Origin of the sequence: Rhizobium sp. BK377, assembly GCF_014193935.1 — a bacterium.
Lineage (GTDB): Bacteria > Pseudomonadota > Alphaproteobacteria > Rhizobiales > Rhizobiaceae > Rhizobium.
The window spans coordinates 931433-951025 of the sequence record NZ_JACIAC010000001.1; the positions used below are offsets into that span (position 1 = coordinate 931433).

Consider the following 19593-nt stretch of genomic DNA (forward strand, 5'->3'; position numbering starts at 1 on the left):
ACCCCTTATTTTCGCTTCATGGCTTCCGCGAGTGCCGCGCCGAAGGCGCCCTGGCTTTGCGGCTTGGACTGTTCCGGCTTGCGGTCCTGTTGCGGGCGCTGGCCGGCATTTCCGCGCGACTCACCGCGTGGCGAACCCGAGGGAACGCCATCTTCCTTGCGCATCGAGAGGCCGATGCGCTTGCGCTTCACGTCGACTTCGACCACCCGCACTTTAACCACGTCGCCTGCCTTCACGATTTCGTGAGGATCCTTGATGAAGCGGTCAGCGAGCTGCGAAACATGAACCAGCCCATCCTGGTGCACGCCGATATCGACGAAGGCGCCGAAGGCCGCAACGTTGGTGACGGTGCCTTCCAGCACCATGCCCGGCTTCAGATCGCTGATTTCATCGATGCCTTCGGCGAAGGTCGCGGTCTTAAAGCTCGGGCGCGGGTCGCGACCGGGCTTGTCCAGTTCAGCGATAATATCCTTGACCGTCGGCAGGCCGAACTTCTCGTCGATGAAGTTGCGCGGATCGAGCGCTTTCAGGGTGACGCTGTCGCCCATCAGCGAGCGCAGATCACGGCCACAGGCGGCGACGATCTTCTGTGCCACACCGTAGGCTTCCGGATGCACCGAGGAGGCATCGAGGGGCTCCTTGCCATTGGGGATGCGCAGGAAGCCGGCCGCCTGTTCGAAGGTGCGCTGGCCGAGACGAGCCACCTTCAGGAGATCCTTGCGGCTCTCGAAAGCACCATTCTGGTCGCGGTGCAGGACGATCGCATCAGCAATCGAGCGGCCAAGGCCGGAAACGCGCGAAAGCAGCGGCGCAGACGCCGTGTTGAGATCGACACCGACGGCATTCACGGCATCTTCGACGACGGCATCGAGCGAGCGGGAGAGCTTCGTCTGATCGACATCGTGCTGATACTGGCCGACGCCGATCGACTTCGGCTCGATCTTGACGAGTTCGGCAAGCGGGTCCTGCAGGCGCCGCGCGATGGAGACGGCGCCTCGCAGCGACACATCCAACTGCGGGAATTCGGCGGCGGCGGTTTCTGATGCCGAGTAGACGGAAGCGCCGGCTTCCGAAACGATAACCTTGGTAGGCTTCGGCGCTGGAAGCGCGGCGAGCATGTCGGCTACCAGCTTTTCGGTCTCACGGCTGCCGGTGCCGTTGCCGATCGCGATCAGCTCGACATTGTGCTTGCGGATGAGCGAAGCAAGCTCGGCCTGCGTGCCGCGCACGTCATTCTTCGGCGGGAACGGATAGACCGTGGTCGTATCGAGCAGCTTGCCGGTGCCATCGATGATCGCGACCTTGACGCCGGTGCGGATGCCTGGATCGAGGCCCATCGTGGCGCGCGAGCCGGCAGGGGCCGCCAACAGCAGATCCTTGAGATTGCGTGCAAAGACGTGGATCGCCTCTTCCTCCGCCCTTTCGCGTAACTCGCGCATCAGATCGAGTGATAGCGACATGGAGAGCTTCACGCGCCAGGTCCAGCTTGCGACATCCATCAACCAGCGATCGCCGGGACGGATTGCACCGATTTCGTATGCCGTGGCGATCATGCGCTCGACCGGCTTGTTCGGCGAGGCGATCTCGGCATCCGCCTCGATCGTCAGGGTCAGGACTTCCTCGTTCCAGCCGCGCAGCATGGCAAGCGCGCGGTGGCCGGGAGCCGTCGCCCAGCGTTCGGAATGATCGAAATAATCGGAGAATTTTTCGCCGGTCGCTTCCTTGCCTTCGACCACCTTCGACTTCAAAAGCGTGGCATTGCGCATATGGGCACGCAGCTTGCCGAGCAGATCGGCATTTTCCGCAAAACCTTCGGCAACGATGTCGCGGGCACCTTCGAGGGCCGTTTTCACATCCGGGACATCGGCGGTGATATAGGCCTCCGCCAGCGCGGCCGGATCCTTGCTGCGATCGGCGAGGATCGCTTCGGCTAGCGGGCCAAGGCCACGCTCGCGGGCAATCTCTGCGCGGGTGCGGCGCTTCGGCTTGTAAGGCAGATAGAGGTCTTCCAATTCGGCCTTGGTGGCGGCACCCGAGAGCTTTGCCATCAGCTCGTCACTCATCTTGCCCTGGCTGGTGATGGATTCGATGATCGAATCGCGGCGGGATTCGAGCTCGCGCAGATAGACAAGCCGCTCGGCCAGCGTACGTAGCTGCGTATCATCCAGCCCGCCCGTCACTTCCTTGCGGTAGCGCGCGATGAATGGCACCGTTGCACCCTCGTCCAGCAGCTCGATCGCCGCCTTGGCCTGGTCGGGCCGGGCATTGATTTCAGCGGAGATGCTTGCTGCGAGCGAACGAAGGTCAGCGGCCATGGGATTTCCTGCAGTTCATTAGGGTTGGCGGACCATAGCGACGAAAAGCGGCAAGGCAATGCCTCCCGCCGCTTTCCACAGTTGAAGGCAGCGCTCCCAGCGATTTAAGAGGCATGACTGAGGCGCAATTGAGCCTTCTTCTTCCTGTTTTTGCGGTTGTGCAGATGCGGCATTCTTTGGTAGCAGAGGCGACCATTTTTGATTGTCCCTGCCCTGCAGGCGCCAGGAAAAGAGTACTATGCCGAACCTGCTTCTCGAACTTCGCTCCGAAGAGATCCCCGCCCGCATGCAGCGCAAGGCCGCCGGCGATCTCAAGAAGCTCCTGACCGATGCACTGGTGGAAGCAGGACTGACCTATGAAGGCGCGCGCGAATACTGGACGCCGCGCCGCCTCACGCTCGATATCCACGGACTGACCGCCCGCTCCGCCGATATCCGAGAGGAACGCAAGGGGCCGCGCACCGACGCCAATGAAAAGGCGATCGAAGGCTTTCTGCGCGGCGCCGGCCTTTCCTCGACTTCCCAAGCGCAGGTCGTCAGCGACCCGAAGAAGGGCGATTTCTACGTCGCCGTCATCTCCAAGCCCGGCCGTGCTGCCGAGGAGATCATTGCCGAAGTAATGCCCGGCATCATCAAGGACTTCCCATGGCCGAAGTCGATGCGCTGGGGCAAGGCGTCCTCGCAGCCCGGCTCGCTGCGCTGGGTGCGCCCGCTGCAGTCGATCGTCTGCACCTTCGGCAGCGAGCATGAAGAAACCGTCGTCATCCCCTTCGAGATCGACGGCCTCGTCGCCTCCAACGTGACCTACGGCCATCGCTTCCATGCGCCAGAGGCCATTACCGTCAAGCGCTTCGACGACTACGTCGCGAGCCTTGAAAAGGCGAAGGTCATTCTCGATGCCGAGCGGCGCAAGGACATCATCCTGCATGATGCCCGCGACATCGCCTTTGCAAGCGGGCTGGAACTGGTCGAGGATGAGGGCCTGCTGGAAGAGGTTTCCGGCCTCGTCGAATGGCCGCAGGTGCTGATGGGCTCCTTCGAGGAGGATTACCTTTCCATCCCCTCCGAGATCATCCGCCTGACCATCAAGACGAACCAGAAGTGCTTTGTCACCCGCAAACAGGGCGAAGAGACGCTTTCGAACAAGTTCATTCTCGTCTCCAATATCCAGGCGACTGACGGTGGCAAGGAAATCATTCACGGCAACGGCAAGGTCGTGCGTGCCCGCCTGTCGGACGCGCTGCATTTCTGGAAACGCGACCAGGGCAATCTGCCGGACCTTAAGACGCTGGAAGCCTCCGCCAAGAAATTCAGCCTCGACCTTGCCAAGCCGCTCGACCAGCGCATGGCCAAGCTCGATGCGCTTGATGTCACCTTCCATGCTAAGCTTGGCACGCAGGGCGATCGCGTCGAACGCATCCGCGCGATGGCTGCCAAGATCGCCATGCCCGTCGGCGCCGATTACAAGATGGTGGACCGCGCCGCGGTTCTCTGCAAGGCAGACCTGCGCACCGAAGCCGTCGGCGAATTCCCGGAACTGCAGGGTGTCATGGGCCGCAAATATGCGGCGCTGCAGGGCGAAGACGTTTCCGTTTCCACCGCCATCGAAGACCATTACAAGCCACAGGGTCCGTCCGACCGCGTACCTGACGACAAGGTGGCGATAACAGTGGCGCTCGCAGACAAGCTCGATACGCTCATCGGTTTCTGGGCGATCGACGAGAAGCCGACCGGCTCGAAGGACCCGTTTGCGCTTCGCCGTGCGGCGCTCGGCATCATCCGCATCCTGCTTGAAAAGCGCGCTCGCGTGACGCTCTTGCCGCGCATCGTCTCGCATATGCAGCGCATCGATATGGATATCGGCGCCAGCGTTGATACAGACGACCTGACGCGGCAATTCGATCTGCTCTCCTTCTTCCACGACCGCCTGAAGGTCTATCTGCGCGAACAGGGTGCCCGCCACGACCTCATCGATGCCGTGCTGACGACTGAATCCGACGACCTCTTGATGGTCGCCCGCCGCGTGGAGGCGCTGACGGCTTTCATCACCTCGGAAGACGGCATCAACCTGCTTGCCGGCACCAAGCGTGCCACGCAGCTTCTGGCCGCCGAGGAGAAGAAGGGCACGGTTGTCGCCGACGGCGTTTCCGAGGCGTTGCTGCAACTTGACGCCGAGAAGGAACTGTTCGCCGCCATTACCAAGGCTTCGTCGGAAGCTGCCGGCGCCGTTGCGCATGAAGACTTCCGCTCGGCCATGGAAGCGTTGTCGAAGCTGCGTGCTCCCGTCGACCGCTTCTTCACCGATGTGCTGGTCAATGATGAGGATGCCGCGATCCGCGCCAACCGCCTCGCCCTCTTGCGGATGATCCGTGCGGCGACGGGGACAGTCGCGGACTTTTCGAAGATCGCCGGCTAAACGGCCGACAAAAAAAATGGGGCCGTTCGGCCCCATTTTGCTTTTCTCCCTCATCGTCCCTTTTGCATCTTGGCGATGGTCAGCGTTTCGCCTGCGCGGCCATAACCTCCGTCGACGACCTCATCGACGAGGACCATGGTGTAGGGGCGAACGCCCTCCCCGAAAAAGTCGACGAACATGGCCGTCGTCCGGAGAATGATATCCTCCTTCTGCTCTGCAGTCAGAGTACCCTCGGGAAATTTGTAGTTTGCGAATGGCATGATGAGTTCCTGCCTGGTTTGCGTTGTGACCCGGCAAGCCTAGCGGCAACAGCAACATGCTTGAAATTGATATGAAGAATATGCATTCATCCATGCCATGGATTTGCACGGTATTGATCTCAACCTACTCGTCGCTTTCGACGCGCTCATGAAGGAACGGAGCGTGACGAGGGCGGGCATTCGCATCGGCCGCACGCAACCCGCCATGAGCGCCGCCCTGGCGCGGTTGCGCAGCCTTCTGAAGGATGAGCTTTTGGTGCGGGGCCCGCAGGGCCTGCAGCCGACACCAAGAGCGCTCGATCTCGCCGAGCCATTGTCGCGTGCTCTTGCCGATATCCAGCGCACACTCGATTTCACCCAGGCGTTCGATCCCGCGACCTCGTCTGCCACCTTCACGATCGGTCTCTCCGATCATCCGACTTTCGCACTTTTGCCGCAACTCGCTGCGCATCTTGCCAAGGCGGCTCCGGATGCGACATTGCAGGTCCGGAATTTCAGCGCGCGTGACGATGCCATCGATCTCCTGGATACCGGAGAGGTCGATGTGACGGTGGGCGTGCCGGCAACGAAAACGGGACGCATTCTGACCCAGCCCCTATTTGAGGAGCATTTCGTCTGCATCGTCAGGAGGGATCATCCGACTGCACCACGCACGCTCGATCTCGACGCCTTTCTGGCTCTCCCGCACCTGCTCGTCTCACCTGAGAACGAGCGTTTCGGCCATGTCGATGCAGCGCTGGCCAAGAGGGGACTTCAGCGGCGGCTCGCACTGACCCTTCCCAATATGTATGCCGCGCCGCTCTTGATTGCCCGCTCCGACATGATCGCCACCTTGATGGCCGGTGTCGTGGCAGCCTCCGGCCATGCCGACGAACTTGCCTTGCTGGAGCCGCCGGTCATGCTGGAGCCCATCGCCTTCGTCATGTCCTGGCATCGACGCAATGATGCACATCCGGCGCAGCGCTGGTTCCGGAATTGCGTTGCCGAGGCTGCGCCCGACGTCAGGCGGTGACCTCAGCATGAATATCCGGTAAAGCTCATCCCATGGTGTCCAAGATCCTCGTCAGTGCCTGTCTCATGGGCCACGCCGTCCGATATGACGGACGCGCGAAGCCGCTCGCCCATCCGGCAATCGAGCGCTGGATGCAGGAAGGGCTGATCGTGACGATCTGCCCGGAAATGTCGGCCGGCATGCCGGTGCCGCGGCCGCCGGCCGAAATCGGCGATGCGGCTGATGGCGAGGATGTGCTGGCAGGAACCGGCCGCGTCGTGGAGATGACCGGCGGCGACGTGACCGATGAATTCCTGCGGGCGGCGGAAAATGCCGTGCGGCTTGCGACCGATAATGGCTGCCGCTATGCGCTGTTGATCGACGGCAGCCCCTCCTGCGGTTCCGGCTTCATCTATGACGGCTCCTTCTCGGGCAGCCGGCGGGCCGGCAACGGCGTTACCGCGGCGGCGCTGAAGCAGGCAGGCATCGAAGTTTTTTCTGACCGAGAGATCGATCGGCTGATCGAACGCATCGGCGTCAACGGCACGGCCGCCGGATATTCATCCGGCGGCCGCTAATTACTTTCGTGATAAAATAGCTTGCAGTCACCCCGTCTTTAAGCGGCGCGGCGACCCTGATGCATGGCGGGCGCCGCTGCGGCGTTGCCGACGCGGAAGCCGCGGATGAGGCCGAGCAGTTCGTCGGTATCGGCAGCCAGCGTTTCGGCCGATGCCGTCGTCTCTTCGGCCATGGCGGCATTCTGCTGGGTGGCGGCATCGAGCTGGTTCATCGAGGACGAGATCGAGCGCAGCGTGGTATCCTGCTCGGAGGCGCTGTGGGCGATCTTGGCGACGATCTCGTTGGCAGCCTTGATCTGGTCGGAAATGCGCTTCAGTGCTTCGCCTGCCTCGCCAACGAGGCGGACACCATGGTCGACCTGGCTGGAGGAGCGGGCGATCTGATCCTTGATCTCCTTGGCGGCAGCAGCCGAGCGCTGGGCAAGCTCGCGCACTTCCTGGGCGACGACGGCAAAACCCTTGCCGCTTTCGCCGGCACGGGCTGCCTCGACACCGGCATTGAGCGCCAGGAGGTTGGTCTGGAAGGCGATCTCGTCGATGACGCCGATGATCTTGGTGATCTCGGACGAGGACTTCTCGATACCGCTCATGGCTTCGATCGCCTGGGTGACGATCGCATCGCTGTGGGTGGCTTCCGTCGAGACCGAATGAACCCGCTTGCTCGCTTCATGCGCACCATCGGCGGTCTGGCGCACGGCAACGGTCAGTTCATCGAGAGCGGCCGAGGTTTCCTCCAGGCTGGCGGCCTGGCGCTCGGTGCGCTGCGACAGCTCGTTGGAGGCGCGGCGGATTTCTTCCTTGGCGACACCGATATCACCGCCCTTGGCGCTGACCTGGGCCATGGCAGCTTCCAGATGCGAGAGTGCATCGTTGAAGTTGTCGCGCAATGCCGCATACTTCTGGCCGATGTCGGCGCAGCGCACCGTCAGGTCGCCGCGGGCGATCTGTTCCAGCGCCTGACCGATGGTGCTGACGACACGGGCCTGCAGCAAGGCTTCATCCTGTTGATGGCGCAGGTTGCTTTCGCGCTCGCTTTCGAGCGCCAGCTGCTGGGCAGCCTCGCGATCCGACATCGCGTGACGCTCCCGGATCTTTTCCTGAAGCGACTGCGTTGCCTTCGCCATCATGCCGACCTCGTTGTTCATCCCCGTATGCGGGATGGCAATCGAGACGTCTTCCTCGGCAACAGCCTGCAGCGCAGTGTGAACGTCCTTCAGAGGATTCGATATGCCGCGGATGACGAGATAGGCCGCTACAATAGCGAAGAAGAATAGGACGATGCTGCCTGACAGCGCCGCCAGAATCTTGTCGTTCACCTGGGCATCGAGGTCGTCCATATAGACGCCCGTACAGACGACGACCTTCCAAGGGTCGAAGGCCAGTGCATAGGCCGTCTTGCGATAATCGCCAACGGGCTGGCCGGGTTTGGCTGTGGAATAATATTCGACGAGACCGCCGCCCTGCTGCCCGAGCTTGACCAGCTCTTCGCGATAGAGCTTGCCCTTGCTGTCCGGCTGCCCCTTGTTGACCTGACCGACTTTCGAGGCGTCATAGTGGAATATCATCTTCACGTCGTAGTCATAGCCGAAGAAATAGCCATCCGGCTCGTACTTCATCCCATTGACGGTCGCATAGGCCTGCTTCTGGGCGTCTTCCAGCTTCATTTCGCCTGAAGTCACCTTTGCCTGATACAGCTTGAGAACGGAGACCGCAGACTGGACTTCCGAACGCAGCATGTCATAGCGTTCCTTGTAGATCGCATTGACCGAGGAGCGGACCTGGAGGGTGGTCGCGATCGCAAACGCTACCATCAGGCCGATGACCAGCAAGATAAGTTGCTTCGATATTTTCAAATTTTTCATGATGCCTCGCAACGGGAATGAGTGGCTGCATTCCGGTGCGGTTTTCTACCGCCTGTGCGAGCGCACCGGATAAAGGCGACGCGTCTACCGCTGCTAAAGGAACATGCTGCGACCGGTTAGCTACGATTGGCATTCATCCTATAATAAAGCTTTAATTTTATTAGATTTTGGGCAAAATTTCCCTACAAATCTGGGGGCGCACCAAAAGCAAAACCGCCGGACATTCATCCGGCGGCCGCTAATTACTTTCGTGATAAAATAGCTTGCAGTCACCCCGTCTTTAAGCGGCGCGGCGACCCTGATGCATGGCGGGCGCCGCTGCGGCGTTGCCGACGCGGAAGCCGCGGATGAGGCCGAGCAGTTCGTCGGTATCGGCAGCCAGCGTTTCGGCCGATGCCGTCGTCTCTTCGGCCATGGCGGCATTCTGCTGGGTGGCGGCATCGAGCTGGTTCATCGAGGACGAGATCGAGCGCAGCGTGGTATCCTGCTCGGAGGCGCTGTGGGCGATCTTGGCGACGATCTCGTTGGCAGCCTTGATCTGGTCGGAAATGCGCTTCAGTGCTTCGCCTGCCTCGCCAACGAGGCGGACACCATGGTCGACCTGGCTGGAGGAGCGGGCGATCTGATCCTTGATCTCCTTGGCGGCAGCAGCCGAGCGCTGGGCAAGCTCGCGCACTTCCTGGGCGACGACGGCAAAACCCTTGCCGCTTTCGCCGGCACGGGCTGCCTCGACACCGGCATTGAGCGCCAGGAGGTTGGTCTGGAAGGCGATCTCGTCGATGACGCCGATGATCTTGGTGATCTCGGACGAGGACTTCTCGATACCGCTCATGGCTTCGATCGCCTGGGTGACGATCGCATCGCTGTGGGTGGCTTCCGTCGAGACCGAATGAACCCGCTTGCTCGCTTCATGCGCACCATCGGCGGTCTGGCGCACGGCAACGGTCAGTTCATCGAGAGCGGCCGAGGTTTCCTCCAGGCTGGCGGCCTGGCGCTCGGTGCGCTGCGACAGCTCGTTGGAGGCGCGGCGGATTTCTTCCTTGGCGACACCGATATCACCGCCCTTGGCGCTGACCTGGGCCATGGCAGCTTCCAGATGCGAGAGTGCATCGTTGAAGTTGTCGCGCAATGCCGCATACTTCTGGCCGATGTCGGCGCAGCGCACCGTCAGGTCGCCGCGGGCGATCTGTTCCAGCGCCTGACCGATGGTGCTGACGACACGGGCCTGCAGCAAGGCTTCATCCTGTTGATGGCGCAGGTTGCTTTCGCGCTCGCTTTCGAGCGCCAGCTGCTGGGCAGCCTCGCGATCCGACATCGCGTGACGCTCCCGGATCTTTTCCTGAAGCGACTGCGTTGCCTTCGCCATCATGCCGACCTCGTTGTTCATCCCCGTATGCGGGATGGCAATCGAGACGTCTTCCTCGGCAACAGCCTGCAGCGCAGTGTGAACGTCCTTCAGAGGATTCGATATGCCGCGGATAAAGTAGGCCGCAACGGCCATGCCGCCGACGAAGACGATCAGCGAGGCAGTCAGAGCCTTCCAGATCGTCGCATTGATCTTCTGCTGCAGATCGTCGAGATAGACGCCGGTACCGACGACAATCTTCCAGGGTTCGAAGGCCTTGGAATAAGCGCCCTTGAGAAAGACCTGGTCTGCCGGCTGGCCGGGCTTGCCCCAATAGTAGAAGGTACGACCGCCGCCGGCCTTGCCGTGGTCGACGAGCGCCTGGCTGAATTTCGTGCCCGTCTTGTCGACCTGACCGCTCATATCCTTGCCGATATTGGTCGGATTCGGATGGAAGACCTGGACTACGTTGTAGTCCATGCCGAAGAGATATCCGGATGGCTGGAAGGTCACGCGCTTCAGGATGTCGAAGGCTTCGGCCTGGGCGGCCTCATGCGTCATTTGGCCGGCCTTCTCGCGTTCGTAGAAGGTGTTGAGGACGGAGATGCCTGATTCGACCTGCGTGCGCAGCATGTCGAAACGCTCATCATAGATCGCCTGCTCGGATGTGCGGATTTCAAAATAGGTTGCGACTGCAAATGCAGCCATCAAAACACCGACCAGCGCAAAAAGCTGATGAGCAATCTTGAGTTTCTTCATGATTGGCCTCACGGAAAAGATGAAATGCGGTATCCCGGATCGGTCAACTCCCGACCTGCGCGCGAGAAATCGCGCGCTCAGCTAGCGCAATCATGCGTCCTCCGGCCCTCAGTAAGTAAAATTAATGTGAATGATTAAATTATCTTTTAACAAAGGCAGGGCTTCTACTCGGGCGCTCTAGTAGAATTGATGGGTATCTTCTTGCAGACTTGTATAGGTTGCACCTCTTCATGAGCGCAATCATGTAAATTAGAATATACTTATTTAAAATAAACAAACGCACCCTGCTTCTCTTCAGAGGTGCGTTCGCAACGATCGAAACTTTGATCGGACTGTTATGGGATCCGAATTAGAAACGGAGCTCAAACGCGGAAGCGTCGAGAGGCGTGGTTCCACTCATGCCAGCCGCTACCGGCTTCGTATAGCCGCCGACCACGGCTGCCGTCGCCTGATTGTCGATACCTTCGGTCGGCGCCGGCGGGGCCAGCGCAAGCATCTGCTCGGGCGTTGCCTTGCTCACGAAGAGGACAGGGGAACCGCCCATCCAGTTTTCGGTGCGATAGATCTTTTTCTCTCCATCGACATCACGGACCTCGGCATGCTGCAAAGCACCGGGACGCAATTCCGGCACCGAATAATCCTTCTTCGAGGCTTCCAACTGAAGCGGCGGGCACTGGTCGCAGGTTTCGGTAATGATGCTGCCGGCTTCCTTCGGCCTGCTCGACCCGACCACTTCGATCGAACCGGCCATGGCGGAACCAGCCGCCAGCAGAAATACTGCACTGAGGAAAATCTCACGCATCAACACTACTCCGCCTCATATCAGGAGCCAGATTAGCGCAGCTTTGTTTCCATCCCGTCAGAGGAAAGGGTAAAAATTTAGCGAAACGGGCCGTGTCCGTCCGCCGCTTATGCCTTTTCGCGTTCGACCGCACGCCAGCCGATATCGCGGCGGCAGAAGCCGTTTTCCCATTTTACCCCCTCGATAAGGGCATAGGCGCGGTCCTTGGCCTCGCCGACCGTGCGGCCAGTCGCCGTCACGTTCAGGACGCGGCCGCCGGTTGCCACCAGAGCACCGTCCTTCAGCGATGTGCCGGCATGAAACACCTTCTCGCCCTCGCCGGCTGCCGGCAGCGCTAGGATCGGGGTGTTCTTCTCATAGGAGCCCGGATAGCCTTTCGAGGCCATGACGACGGTCAGTGCCGGGTCGTTGGTCCACTCGGCCTCGACCTGATCCAGGGTGCCATGGGCGCAGGCAAGCAGCAGCGGCAGGAGATCGCTCTTCAGCCGCATCATCAGCACCTGGCATTCCGGATCGCCGAAGCGGACATTGTATTCGATGAGTTCCGGCCCCTTGGCGGTGATCATCAGGCCGGCGAAGAAGACACCGCTGAAGGCATGGCCGCTTTCGGCCATGCCGCGAATGGTCGGCTCGATGATTTCCTTCATCGTACGCTCGATCATCTCGGCCGTCATGACGGGTGCGGGCGAATAGGCGCCCATGCCGCCGGTGTTGGGGCCGGTGTCGCCCTCGCCGACGCGCTTGTGATCCTGCGCGGTTGCCAGCGGCAGCGCACTCTTGCCATCGCAAAGGCAGAAGAAGCTCGCCTCCTCGCCATCGAGATAGGCTTCGACGACGACTTCAGCCCCGGCTTCTCCAAAAGCGCCTTCGAAACAATCGTCGACAGCGGCGAGCGCCTCATCGAGCGTCATAGCGACCGTCACGCCCTTGCCGGCGGCCAAGCCATCGGCCTTGACGACGATCGGCACGCCCTGTTCACGGATATAAGCCTTGGCCTTCGGCGCATTGTTGAAACGCTGATAGGCCCCGGTCGGGATATTGTAACGGGCGCAGATATCCTTGGTGAAACCCTTGGAACCCTCAAGCTGGGCAGCGGCGGCCGAGGGGCCGAAGACTGCAAAGCCAGCTGCGCGCAGCCTATCGGCGATGCCGACAACCAGTGGCGCTTCCGGTCCGACGACAACGAAATTGATCGCCTTTTCGCGGCAAAAGGCGACGACTGCATCGTGGTCGTCGACGTTGACCGCGACCAGTGTTGCATGTTCCGCTATGCCGGGATTGCCAGGCGCGGCGTAGAATTCCGTCATCAGCGGCGATTGCGCCAGTTTCCAGGCAAGTGCGTGCTCGCGTCCGCCCGATCCGATCAACAGAACCTTCATGCCTGATCCCTTTCCTGCTGGTCTGGCCTGTGGGCCTGGCCCGTTGGTCTGGCGGTTAAGCGGGAAGGCCCGAAAGGTCAAGCGGGAAAGCTTACCAGCCCCCCCCGCCGCCGCCCCCGCCACCTCCGCCGGACGAGCCGCCGCCGGAAAAACCCGAGGACGAACTGGAGGGCGGCGGTGAAGGAATAGTGGATGCGATCGTCGAAGCCATCGACGACGAGAAGCCGCCGATACGATCGGAAAAGCTGCCGCTGTTGAAATCGCCGGAATACCAAGCGGGGCTATAGGCAGCCGCAGCCGTTCCGGCTGCAGCAGCCGCCAGCCAGGTCTCGAACGTGCGCGACCATGGCTTTTCGACACCAAGCGCCACGGCATAGGGCAGCAAGGTCTCGAAATGTTGCGGCGACATTTGCGGCGCGCCGGCCATGTTCATCCGGTCCTTTTCGGCGAGCGTCAGATATTGCCGCAGACCATCGACGCCAGCTGTCATCTTGGCACCGAGCGGTGTCGGAGCGCCCATAATGAAGAAATAGAGGATGTTGAGGAGCACGATGCCGCCCACCGCAAAAAGCATGGGCGTTTCGTGGAATTCCATCAGCGAAGAGCCGAGCGCCAGCACCACGGCCGAGAGAATGCTCAAGCCCACAAAAACGGCGATAGCGATGGCGATGACCGCGAAAATCTTGCCGACGAGCGAACGGCCGCGATGCAGCGCCTTTGCAAAGCCTGCCACGAAGACAGACAGGAAGACGGAAATACCGATGGGGATGATCATCAGCGCAATCGTATCCGGCTCCAGCGAGCCGAAGACGAAGAGCGCCACTAGGGCGGCGGCGCTTAAAATCACGCCGCCGGTGATATAACCCGCATTGGAATTGTAATATTTGCCGCGGTGTTCCCGTTCGATCGACGAGCGGAAGTTCTGGCCGACCGATTTAACCTTTTCGCCGTTGGCCTTGTCGATGGTGAGCGTATCGCCGCTTCCCCTGACCGCCTTCAGGAGCTCGGACTCGCCGGCCTGGAGCTTCTCCTTGCCGAGCGGCTTGTTGGTACGGCGGATGACGATCGAGTCCTTGAGATCTCCCAGCGTGACGTAGCCGCGCACGGCAAGATCGAGCGCGGTTGCCGAAAGTGCGGTCCAGCCCTGGCCGGAAAAGCCTCTGTTGTCGACGTAATTGACAAGCGCGGGCGAGATACCAGAAGACGGGTCCCAGCGCGGTACGACAATCTCGCGCGCTGGATCACGGCCAACCTTCAGCCAGGAGCGCGTGTAATAGAGGAAGACGAGGATGAGGCCGCCGAAACCGATGAAATAGTCGCGGTTATCGCTGAACCACCAACTGCTTTCCTGATCGGCACTCGGCGGATCGATCGCACCCTTCGGCAGTTTCGCGGCAAAGGTCAGCCCCTCCTGCGCGCCGAGGGGCGCGGTGGTCGCGACGACCAGTCTGCCGTCGTCTACGCTCGCTCGAGCATTCTTGCCAGTGGCACCGACGGGACCAGTGAAGAAGGTGACATCTTCGGGCACGACGCCCTGCGGAAAGGTGACCGTCGCTACCGCTGAACGGATGGGAAAAATCCAGCCGTTGCCGGTGACGTTCCAATAGAGCTCGTCATGATCGTCGAAGTAACGGATCTGACGGTTCGTTTTGTAGGTGAAGACATATTGATGGCGGCCGGGAGAGATTGTCACGTCTTCGGTGCCTGCATAGATGCGGATGCCACCAGTGATGGATTCCGTATGCCAAGGTTCGTCCCTGCCGTCGCGCTTGACCGAGACGACGCTGAAATCGACGCTGCGGCGTCGGCCGCTCGCATCCCTGAAGGTCAGCGGAAAATCGCGGAAGATGCCCCGCCGGATGCGGTCGCCTTCGGCATTGACGATGATCGTTTCCGCCACCGTCATCGCCCCGCCCTTTTCCAGCTGGATGGCGGAATCGAAGGAGGCGATGAACTCCTCAGCCGTTGCTGCTTGCGCAGACAGCACCAGCAGCAATGCGAAACAAATGCCGAAAAACCGCCGGATCATGTCCCCTCCCCGGTTACGGTTTACCCCAACTCAGCTCAGGCTTCGTCCTTGTAGGCAATCCCCAGTCCCGCAAGCGTGCGCCAGTAGGCAGGGAAGGTCTTGCCGACGCAATCAGGGTCGAGAATGGTGATGCCGTTGATCTTCAGGCCGGCGAGCGCAAAGCTCATGGCGATGCGGTGATCGGCAAAGGTATCAATGTCAGCCGGCAGCGTCTGACCGGCGAGTTCAGGATCGGAATGGACGATCAGATCATCGCCCTCCTCGACCGCCAGGCCTTCGCGAATGTTGTTCAGGCCAGTCGACAATGCGCGGATGCGGTCGCATTCCTTGACGCGAAGGTTGGCAATGCCGACGAAGCGCACCGGTGTCTTGTTGAACGCTGCAAGAACCGCGATCGTCGGGATGGCATCCTGCATCTGCGAGCCGTCGATTTCGGCCGGCAGATGCGGGAACTTGGCGATCGTCTCATAGGCCTTGGCATCAGGCTGCGTGAACGCCTCGTTGGCGACGCCGAGATCGATCTTGCCGCCGCTCAGCACTTCGGCCGCCCAAAGATAGGTTGCAGCCGACGCATCCGGCTCGATGACGAAATCGGCGGCGGTATAGCCGGTCGCCTGCACACACCAGGTCGCGGCATCGAGCTGCTCCACTTTGGCTCCGAAAGCTTCCATGGCGGCAAGGGTCAGATCGACATAACCGCGGGCGCCGATATCCGTGCCCGCGAGCGCGATCGTCACGGGTGCGTTGGCGCCTGGATTGGCAAGCGGTGCAGCCATGAGAAGGGCCGAGACATACTGGCTGGACAGGCCGGCATCGATCTCGACGCAGCCCGAGGCGAAATGACCGTTGCCGCGCACGGTCACCGGCGGGCAACCGGTCGGGGCCTCGGCATCCAATCCAAGCGACTTCAGCGCTGCGACCAGCGGGCCGATCGGGCGCTTGCGCATATGCTCATCGCCATCGACAACGACAGTTCCTTCGACGGAGGCAACGGCCGCCGTCAGGAAGCGGGTCGCCGTTCCGGCATTGCCGAGGAAGAGGGGCGCTTTCGGCTGATGCAGCTTGCCGCTGCCGGTGACAACGAAGGTCGTGTCGTCGGGCTCGTCGATCTGCACACCCATCGCCCGCAGCGCTTCGGCCATATATTTCGTGTCGTCGCTCTTCAGCGCGCCGGTCAGCCGGCTCGTGCCCTTGGCAAGACCTGCCAGCAGCAGGGCGCGGTTGGTGATCGACTTCGAGCCCGGAACCACGGCACGACCGGTGAGCGGCTTGCCCGGCGGGATGATGGTGAGCTTGGCTTTACTCATTGCGCTTGTCTCTTCTGTCCATTGCAGGGGCCGCAAGAGGCCCTATCGGACTGCTCATAGCAGTTTTTGTGCAAAGACAAAGGTCAGAACTTGACGGTCGGTACGGCGCGGTCCGCCTCGTTGGCGATTTCGAAATATTCGCGCTTGGAAAAGCCGAACTGACCGGCGACGAGGTTCGACGGGAAACTCTCGACCTTGACGTTTAGATCGCGGGCAGCGCCATTGTAATAACGGCGCGCCATCTGGATTTCGCTTTCCATCGTTTCCAGCGAGGCTTGCAGTTCAGAAAAATTCTGGTTGGCTTTGAGATCTGGATAGGCTTCAGCGAGCGCCATCATCCGGCCAAGCGCCTGGCCGAGCAGACCTTCCACCTGCGCCCTGCCCGCGACATCGCCTGATGGAACGGCCTGCGCCCTGTTCCTAAGTTCGACTACCTCTTCGAGCGTAGTTTTTTCGTGAGCGGCGTAACCTTTTACGGTCTCGATCAGGTTCGGGATCAGATCCGCACGACGCTTCAGCTGCACATCGATGCCGGACCAGGCCTCCTCGGCCATCTGCCGGGAACGGACCAGGCCGTTGTAGATAAAAACGAGGTAGAGCACGACCAGAACGATGACGCCAAGTGCAATATACATCGCGAATCCCCGCAGCGAAGTAATGTCCGCGCGGAGACTACTCAGGTTTACTGGCTGCCGTCAAACGCCGATATCGGCCAGGATTTGGACAGTCGTCTGCTCCGGTGAAAGGTTTGTCGTATCGATTTCGATGGTGCGTTCAGCCAACCCACGCAGCAGTTTATAGTTTGCCCGCAGCCGTTGCAGCATCGCCGTATCCGTCAGCTTGAGCGCCTCGGATCGGCCAGGAGAGATGAGGCGCCTGGCATTCTCCTCCGGCGCGCAATCGAGGAGAATCGCGATCAGACCCGCGCCTCTGGCGGCAGCCAAATCGAGATACCAGGAGAACGTCGCACTATCATACCCGTCATCCGCAAGAGCATCGGTAAAGACAAAGCTTTCAGCCGGATCGGCGCGCACGGCGTGATCGAAAAACGTTTGCCGAATCTGCTCACGCAGTGATGCATGCATCGGGTTGCTGCGGGCGAAAAGAGCTTCGGCCGGATTAAGCAGCATATGATTGTCGATGAGCCGCGCGCCGAGCCTTTTCGCCAACAAGCGGCCGATAGTCAGCTTGCCAATGCCTGGCCAGCCGTTGATATGAACTATCCGGCTGGCAGGCTTTTGCGTCACGCGGCCTCTTTCGACAAGTTGACGCCACCGGCATCCGTCAGCAGGAAGGCTTCGCCACAGGCCTTGGCAAGAGTGCGTACACGCAGGATATAACTCTGGCGCTCGGTAACCGAGATCACGCCGCGGGCGTCGAGCAGGTTGAAAACGTGGCTGGCCTTGATGCACTGGTCATAGGCCGGGAAGACGCATTTGTGCAGGCGCTGATTGGCATTATCATCAGGAGCGCCGGCGGCGAGCAGCGCCTGGCATTCCTTCTCGGCATCGATGAAGTGACGATGCAGCATCTCGGTATTGGCGAATTCGAAGTTATGGCGGGAATATTCCTGCTCAGCCTGCAGGAAGACGTCGCCATAGCTGATTTTCTCGTCGCCTTCGCGGCCGTTGAAGTTCAGATCGTAGACATTGTCGACGCCCTGGACATACATGGCCAGACGCTCCAGACCATAGGTCAGCTCGCCGGCGACCGGCGAGCATTCGATGCCACAGACCTGCTGGAAATAGGTGAACTGGGAGACTTCCATGCCGTCGCACCAGCATTCCCAGCCAAGGCCCCAGGCGCCGAGAGTCGGGCTTTCCCAGTCATCCTCGACGAAGCGAATATCGTGCAGCAGCGGATCGAGGCCGATGGCGGCGAGCGAACCGAGATAGAGTTCCTGCAGGTTCGGCGGGTTCGGCTTCAGGATGACCTGATACTGATAGTAGTGCTGCAGGCGGTTCGGATTTTCGCCATAGCGGCCGTCGGACGGGCGGCGGGAGGGCTGCACGTAAGCGGCCTTCCACGGCTTTGGGCCAAGCGCGCGCAGCGTCGTGGCCGGGTGGAAGGTGCCAGCGCCCACTTCCATGTCATAGGGCTGCAGAACCGCACAACCCTTGTCCGCCCAGTAATTATGCAGGGTGAGGATCAGCGCCTGGAACGAGCGCTTCGGGTTCATATGGTCTGGAATTGTCGCGGACATGGAGGGGCACCGATTGCTTGAAGTATGAGCGCGACAGGTGCCACGCAGCGCTGCAGGGGTCAAGGCTTTTGCACTGTATTCGCCTAAAGCCAGGTGCTGCTTCGCCGAGCGTTATTCGTCTTCCCGCTTGAGGCGATATTCGCCCGTTGCGGGATCCTTCACCAGCGTGCCGACCGCTCCCGTCTGGCGCTCCTTCTCGGCGCGGCGGGATTTTTCAGCAAGCTTCTGCGCGTCGGAGATGAAGCGACGGTAGAGCCACCAACCCGCGCAGACGAGGATCAATAACGTAATAAGCTGTGCCATTTCCCCTCGTTTCTCCCGTCAAAGCCCGTAGCGGCTCCACAATGCCCTTTCCTCGGCCGCTTCGACAAGCCCGGATGCGAAGCCGGATGCCGCCCCTTCGAACGAAACCGGCGACACACCGGGAATACGGCGGCCGAGCAGGCCACGAGTGGCCGTGACGAGCTGCAGCTTCGTTTTCTGGCCATAGCGTTTCTTGAGCTCCTGGCGCATGTCTCCGAGCCCGTCGATCAGGCCGAGTTCCAGGCCGCGCGTGCCGCTCCAGAAGAGGCCGGAGAAAACTGTCGCATCGTCCGTCAGCTTACCGGCGCGGCGCTCGCGCACCATCGAGATGAAGACCTGATGGATCTCCAGCTGCAAGCTCTTCAGATATTCGATGTCCTTTTCCTTCTCGGGCTGGAAGGGATCCAGGATTACCTTGTTTTCGCCTGCTGTGTAGACGCGACGCTCGACACCGATCTTCTTCAGGAGTTCAGGAAAACCGAAGCCGCCAGAGACAACGCCGATCGAGCCGACGATGGAGGTCGGGTCGGCGATGATCTCATCGCCCGCCAGCGCGATCATATAGCCGCCGGAGGCTGCCACATCCTCCACGAAGACCAGAACCTTCTTCTGCTTTTCACGCGCAAGCTCCCGGATGCGCGTGAAGATAAGGCGGGACTGGACGGGCGAGCCGCCCGGCGAATTGATGGAGATGGCAACGGCCGGCGTGTCCTTCATGGAGAAGGCCTTTTCCAGCACCGGCGCAACATTGGCGAGATTGAGGGTCGGGCGGAACTGGCCACCTCCGCTGATGATCGCGCCCTGCAGCCTGACGACGGGGATGACGATCCCATCCTTGCGAAACCGCTTCGGCATCAATCTTCTCAAAAATCCAGCCATTTCTCTTCCTTAAACATGATCGGCGGCGCCAGCATGCATATGCACATTACACGGGCATTGCATGTATGCGTTGGAACGGCAAACGCAATGGCCGCGTTCAGAAAAGGACAGGCAGCACTTTTCTTGTTGCGAATGACTTGCATTATCATTCTAATCGGGCATAGT

General features: G+C 60.8%; 16 protein-coding genes. 3 read left to right on the forward strand and 13 right to left on the reverse strand.

All coding sequences use genetic code 11. From position 1 onward, the window contains the following. Positions 1-5: 5 nt before the first annotated feature. On the reverse strand, positions 6-2315 hold the full coding sequence (locus FHT92_RS04660) for a Tex family protein (RefSeq protein WP_183822856.1): 2310 nt from the start codon (positions 2313-2315) through the stop codon (positions 6-8). A 238-nt stretch (positions 2316-2553) separates the two neighbouring features. Here FHT92_RS04660 and glyS point away from each other — a divergent pair, with 238 nt between their 5' ends. Next, positions 2554-4731, forward strand: a complete 2178-nt coding sequence (glyS, locus tag FHT92_RS04665; RefSeq protein WP_183822858.1) for a glycine--tRNA ligase subunit beta — start codon at positions 2554-2556, stop codon at positions 4729-4731. 50 nt (positions 4732-4781) lie between these two features. Here the strand turns inward: glyS and FHT92_RS04670 are convergent, their stop codons facing one another. Next, on the reverse strand, positions 4782-4991 hold the full coding sequence (locus FHT92_RS04670) for a tautomerase family protein (RefSeq protein WP_007817881.1): 210 nt from the start codon (positions 4989-4991) through the stop codon (positions 4782-4784). A gap of 97 nt (positions 4992-5088) precedes the next feature. Here FHT92_RS04670 and FHT92_RS04675 point away from each other — a divergent pair, with 97 nt between their 5' ends. Beyond that, the gene (locus tag FHT92_RS04675) at positions 5089-6003 is read left to right on the forward strand and encodes a LysR family transcriptional regulator (protein ID WP_183822860.1); all 915 of its coding nucleotides are present in this window, start codon (positions 5089-5091) and stop codon (positions 6001-6003) included. Between the two features lie 32 nt (positions 6004-6035). Continuing rightward, positions 6036-6560 carry a DUF523 domain-containing protein gene (locus FHT92_RS04680; RefSeq protein ID WP_183822862.1) on the forward strand — a complete coding sequence of 175 codons (525 nt, stop codon included), beginning with the start codon at positions 6036-6038 and terminating at the stop codon, positions 6558-6560. Positions 6561-6598: 38 nt separating this feature from the next. Here FHT92_RS04680 and FHT92_RS04685 read toward each other — a convergent pair whose 3' ends face one another. The 11 genes from FHT92_RS04685 to FHT92_RS04735 all read right to left on the reverse strand — a co-directional run bounded on the left by FHT92_RS04685 (position 6599) and on the right by FHT92_RS04735 (position 19428). Beyond that, a complete protein-coding gene (locus FHT92_RS04685) occupies positions 6599-8422 on the reverse strand; it encodes a methyl-accepting chemotaxis protein (protein WP_183822864.1) in 1824 nt (607 codons plus the stop codon). Between the two features lie 280 nt (positions 8423-8702). Next, complete coding sequence (locus FHT92_RS04690) at positions 8703-10526, reverse strand: methyl-accepting chemotaxis protein (RefSeq protein ID WP_183822867.1); 1824 nt, start codon at positions 10524-10526, stop codon at positions 8703-8705. 349 nt (positions 10527-10875) lie between these two features. After that, a complete protein-coding gene (locus FHT92_RS04695; protein WP_183822869.1) occupies positions 10876-11328 on the reverse strand; it encodes a plant virulence effector HPE1-like domain-containing protein in 453 nt (150 codons plus the stop codon). Between the two features lie 107 nt (positions 11329-11435). Then, positions 11436-12707, reverse strand: a complete 1272-nt coding sequence (gene purD, locus FHT92_RS04700) for a phosphoribosylamine--glycine ligase (protein WP_183822871.1) — start codon at positions 12705-12707, stop codon at positions 11436-11438. A gap of 91 nt (positions 12708-12798) precedes the next feature. Next, a complete protein-coding gene (locus tag FHT92_RS04705; RefSeq protein WP_183822873.1) occupies positions 12799-14736 on the reverse strand; it encodes a DUF2207 domain-containing protein in 1938 nt (645 codons plus the stop codon). Positions 14737-14771: 35 nt separating this feature from the next. Beyond that, entirely contained in the window at positions 14772-16043 is a 1272-nt protein-coding gene (gene aroA, locus FHT92_RS04710) for a 3-phosphoshikimate 1-carboxyvinyltransferase (protein WP_183822875.1), read from the reverse strand. Positions 16044-16126: 83 nt separating this feature from the next. Next, positions 16127-16678, reverse strand: a complete 552-nt coding sequence (locus FHT92_RS04715; RefSeq protein ID WP_183822877.1) for a LemA family protein — start codon at positions 16676-16678, stop codon at positions 16127-16129. Positions 16679-16738: 60 nt separating this feature from the next. Continuing rightward, positions 16739-17290, reverse strand: coding sequence for an AAA family ATPase (locus FHT92_RS04720; RefSeq protein ID WP_183822879.1), 552 nt, complete (start codon positions 17288-17290; stop codon positions 16739-16741). Next, positions 17287-18222 (reverse strand): glycine--tRNA ligase subunit alpha, encoded by a 936-nt coding sequence (locus FHT92_RS04725; protein WP_409527143.1) that lies wholly within the window; start codon positions 18220-18222, stop codon positions 17287-17289. The genes FHT92_RS04720 and FHT92_RS04725 overlap by 4 nt, the downstream gene beginning before the upstream one ends. Positions 18223-18357: 135 nt before the next feature. Next, positions 18358-18549, reverse strand: coding sequence for a hypothetical protein (locus FHT92_RS04730; protein ID WP_183822883.1), 192 nt, complete (start codon positions 18547-18549; stop codon positions 18358-18360). An 18-nt stretch (positions 18550-18567) separates the two neighbouring features. Next, complete coding sequence (locus FHT92_RS04735) at positions 18568-19428, reverse strand: S49 family peptidase (RefSeq protein ID WP_183822885.1); 861 nt, start codon at positions 19426-19428, stop codon at positions 18568-18570. Between the last annotated feature and the right edge of the window lie 165 nt (positions 19429-19593).

What these genes read in the sequence shown, in the direction of transcription:
- aroA (WP_183822875.1), bottom strand. Translation starts at nt 16,043, where the DNA reads ATGAGTAAAGCCAAGCTCACCATCATCCCGCCGGGCAAGCCGCTCACC.
- FHT92_RS04680 (WP_183822862.1), top strand. Translation starts at nt 6,036, where the DNA reads ATGGTGTCCAAGATCCTCGTCAGTGCCTGTCTCATGGGCCACGCCGTC.
- FHT92_RS04715 (WP_183822877.1), bottom strand. Translation starts at nt 16,678, where the DNA reads ATGTATATTGCACTTGGCGTCATCGTTCTGGTCGTGCTCTACCTCGTT.
- FHT92_RS04725 (WP_409527143.1), bottom strand. Translation starts at nt 18,222, where the DNA reads ATGAACCCGAAGCGCTCGTTCCAGGCGCTGATCCTCACCCTGCATAAT.
- FHT92_RS04735 (WP_183822885.1), bottom strand. Translation starts at nt 19,428, where the DNA reads ATGGCTGGATTTTTGAGAAGATTGATGCCGAAGCGGTTTCGCAAGGAT.
- FHT92_RS04660 (WP_183822856.1), bottom strand. Translation starts at nt 2,315, where the DNA reads ATGGCCGCTGACCTTCGTTCGCTCGCAGCAAGCATCTCCGCTGAAATC.
- FHT92_RS04730 (WP_183822883.1), bottom strand. Translation starts at nt 18,549, where the DNA reads ATGGCACAGCTTATTACGTTATTGATCCTCGTCTGCGCGGGTTGGTGG.
- glyS (WP_183822858.1), top strand. Translation starts at nt 2,554, where the DNA reads ATGCCGAACCTGCTTCTCGAACTTCGCTCCGAAGAGATCCCCGCCCGC.
- FHT92_RS04670 (WP_007817881.1), bottom strand. Translation starts at nt 4,991, where the DNA reads ATGCCATTCGCAAACTACAAATTTCCCGAGGGTACTCTGACTGCAGAG.
- FHT92_RS04675 (WP_183822860.1), top strand. Translation starts at nt 5,089, where the DNA reads ATGGATTTGCACGGTATTGATCTCAACCTACTCGTCGCTTTCGACGCG.
- FHT92_RS04695 (WP_183822869.1), bottom strand. Translation starts at nt 11,328, where the DNA reads ATGCGTGAGATTTTCCTCAGTGCAGTATTTCTGCTGGCGGCTGGTTCC.
- FHT92_RS04690 (WP_183822867.1), bottom strand. Translation starts at nt 10,526, where the DNA reads ATGAAGAAACTCAAGATTGCTCATCAGCTTTTTGCGCTGGTCGGTGTT.
- FHT92_RS04685 (WP_183822864.1), bottom strand. Translation starts at nt 8,422, where the DNA reads ATGAAAAATTTGAAAATATCGAAGCAACTTATCTTGCTGGTCATCGGC.
- FHT92_RS04705 (WP_183822873.1), bottom strand. Translation starts at nt 14,736, where the DNA reads ATGATCCGGCGGTTTTTCGGCATTTGTTTCGCATTGCTGCTGGTGCTG.
- purD (WP_183822871.1), bottom strand. Translation starts at nt 12,707, where the DNA reads ATGAAGGTTCTGTTGATCGGATCGGGCGGACGCGAGCACGCACTTGCC.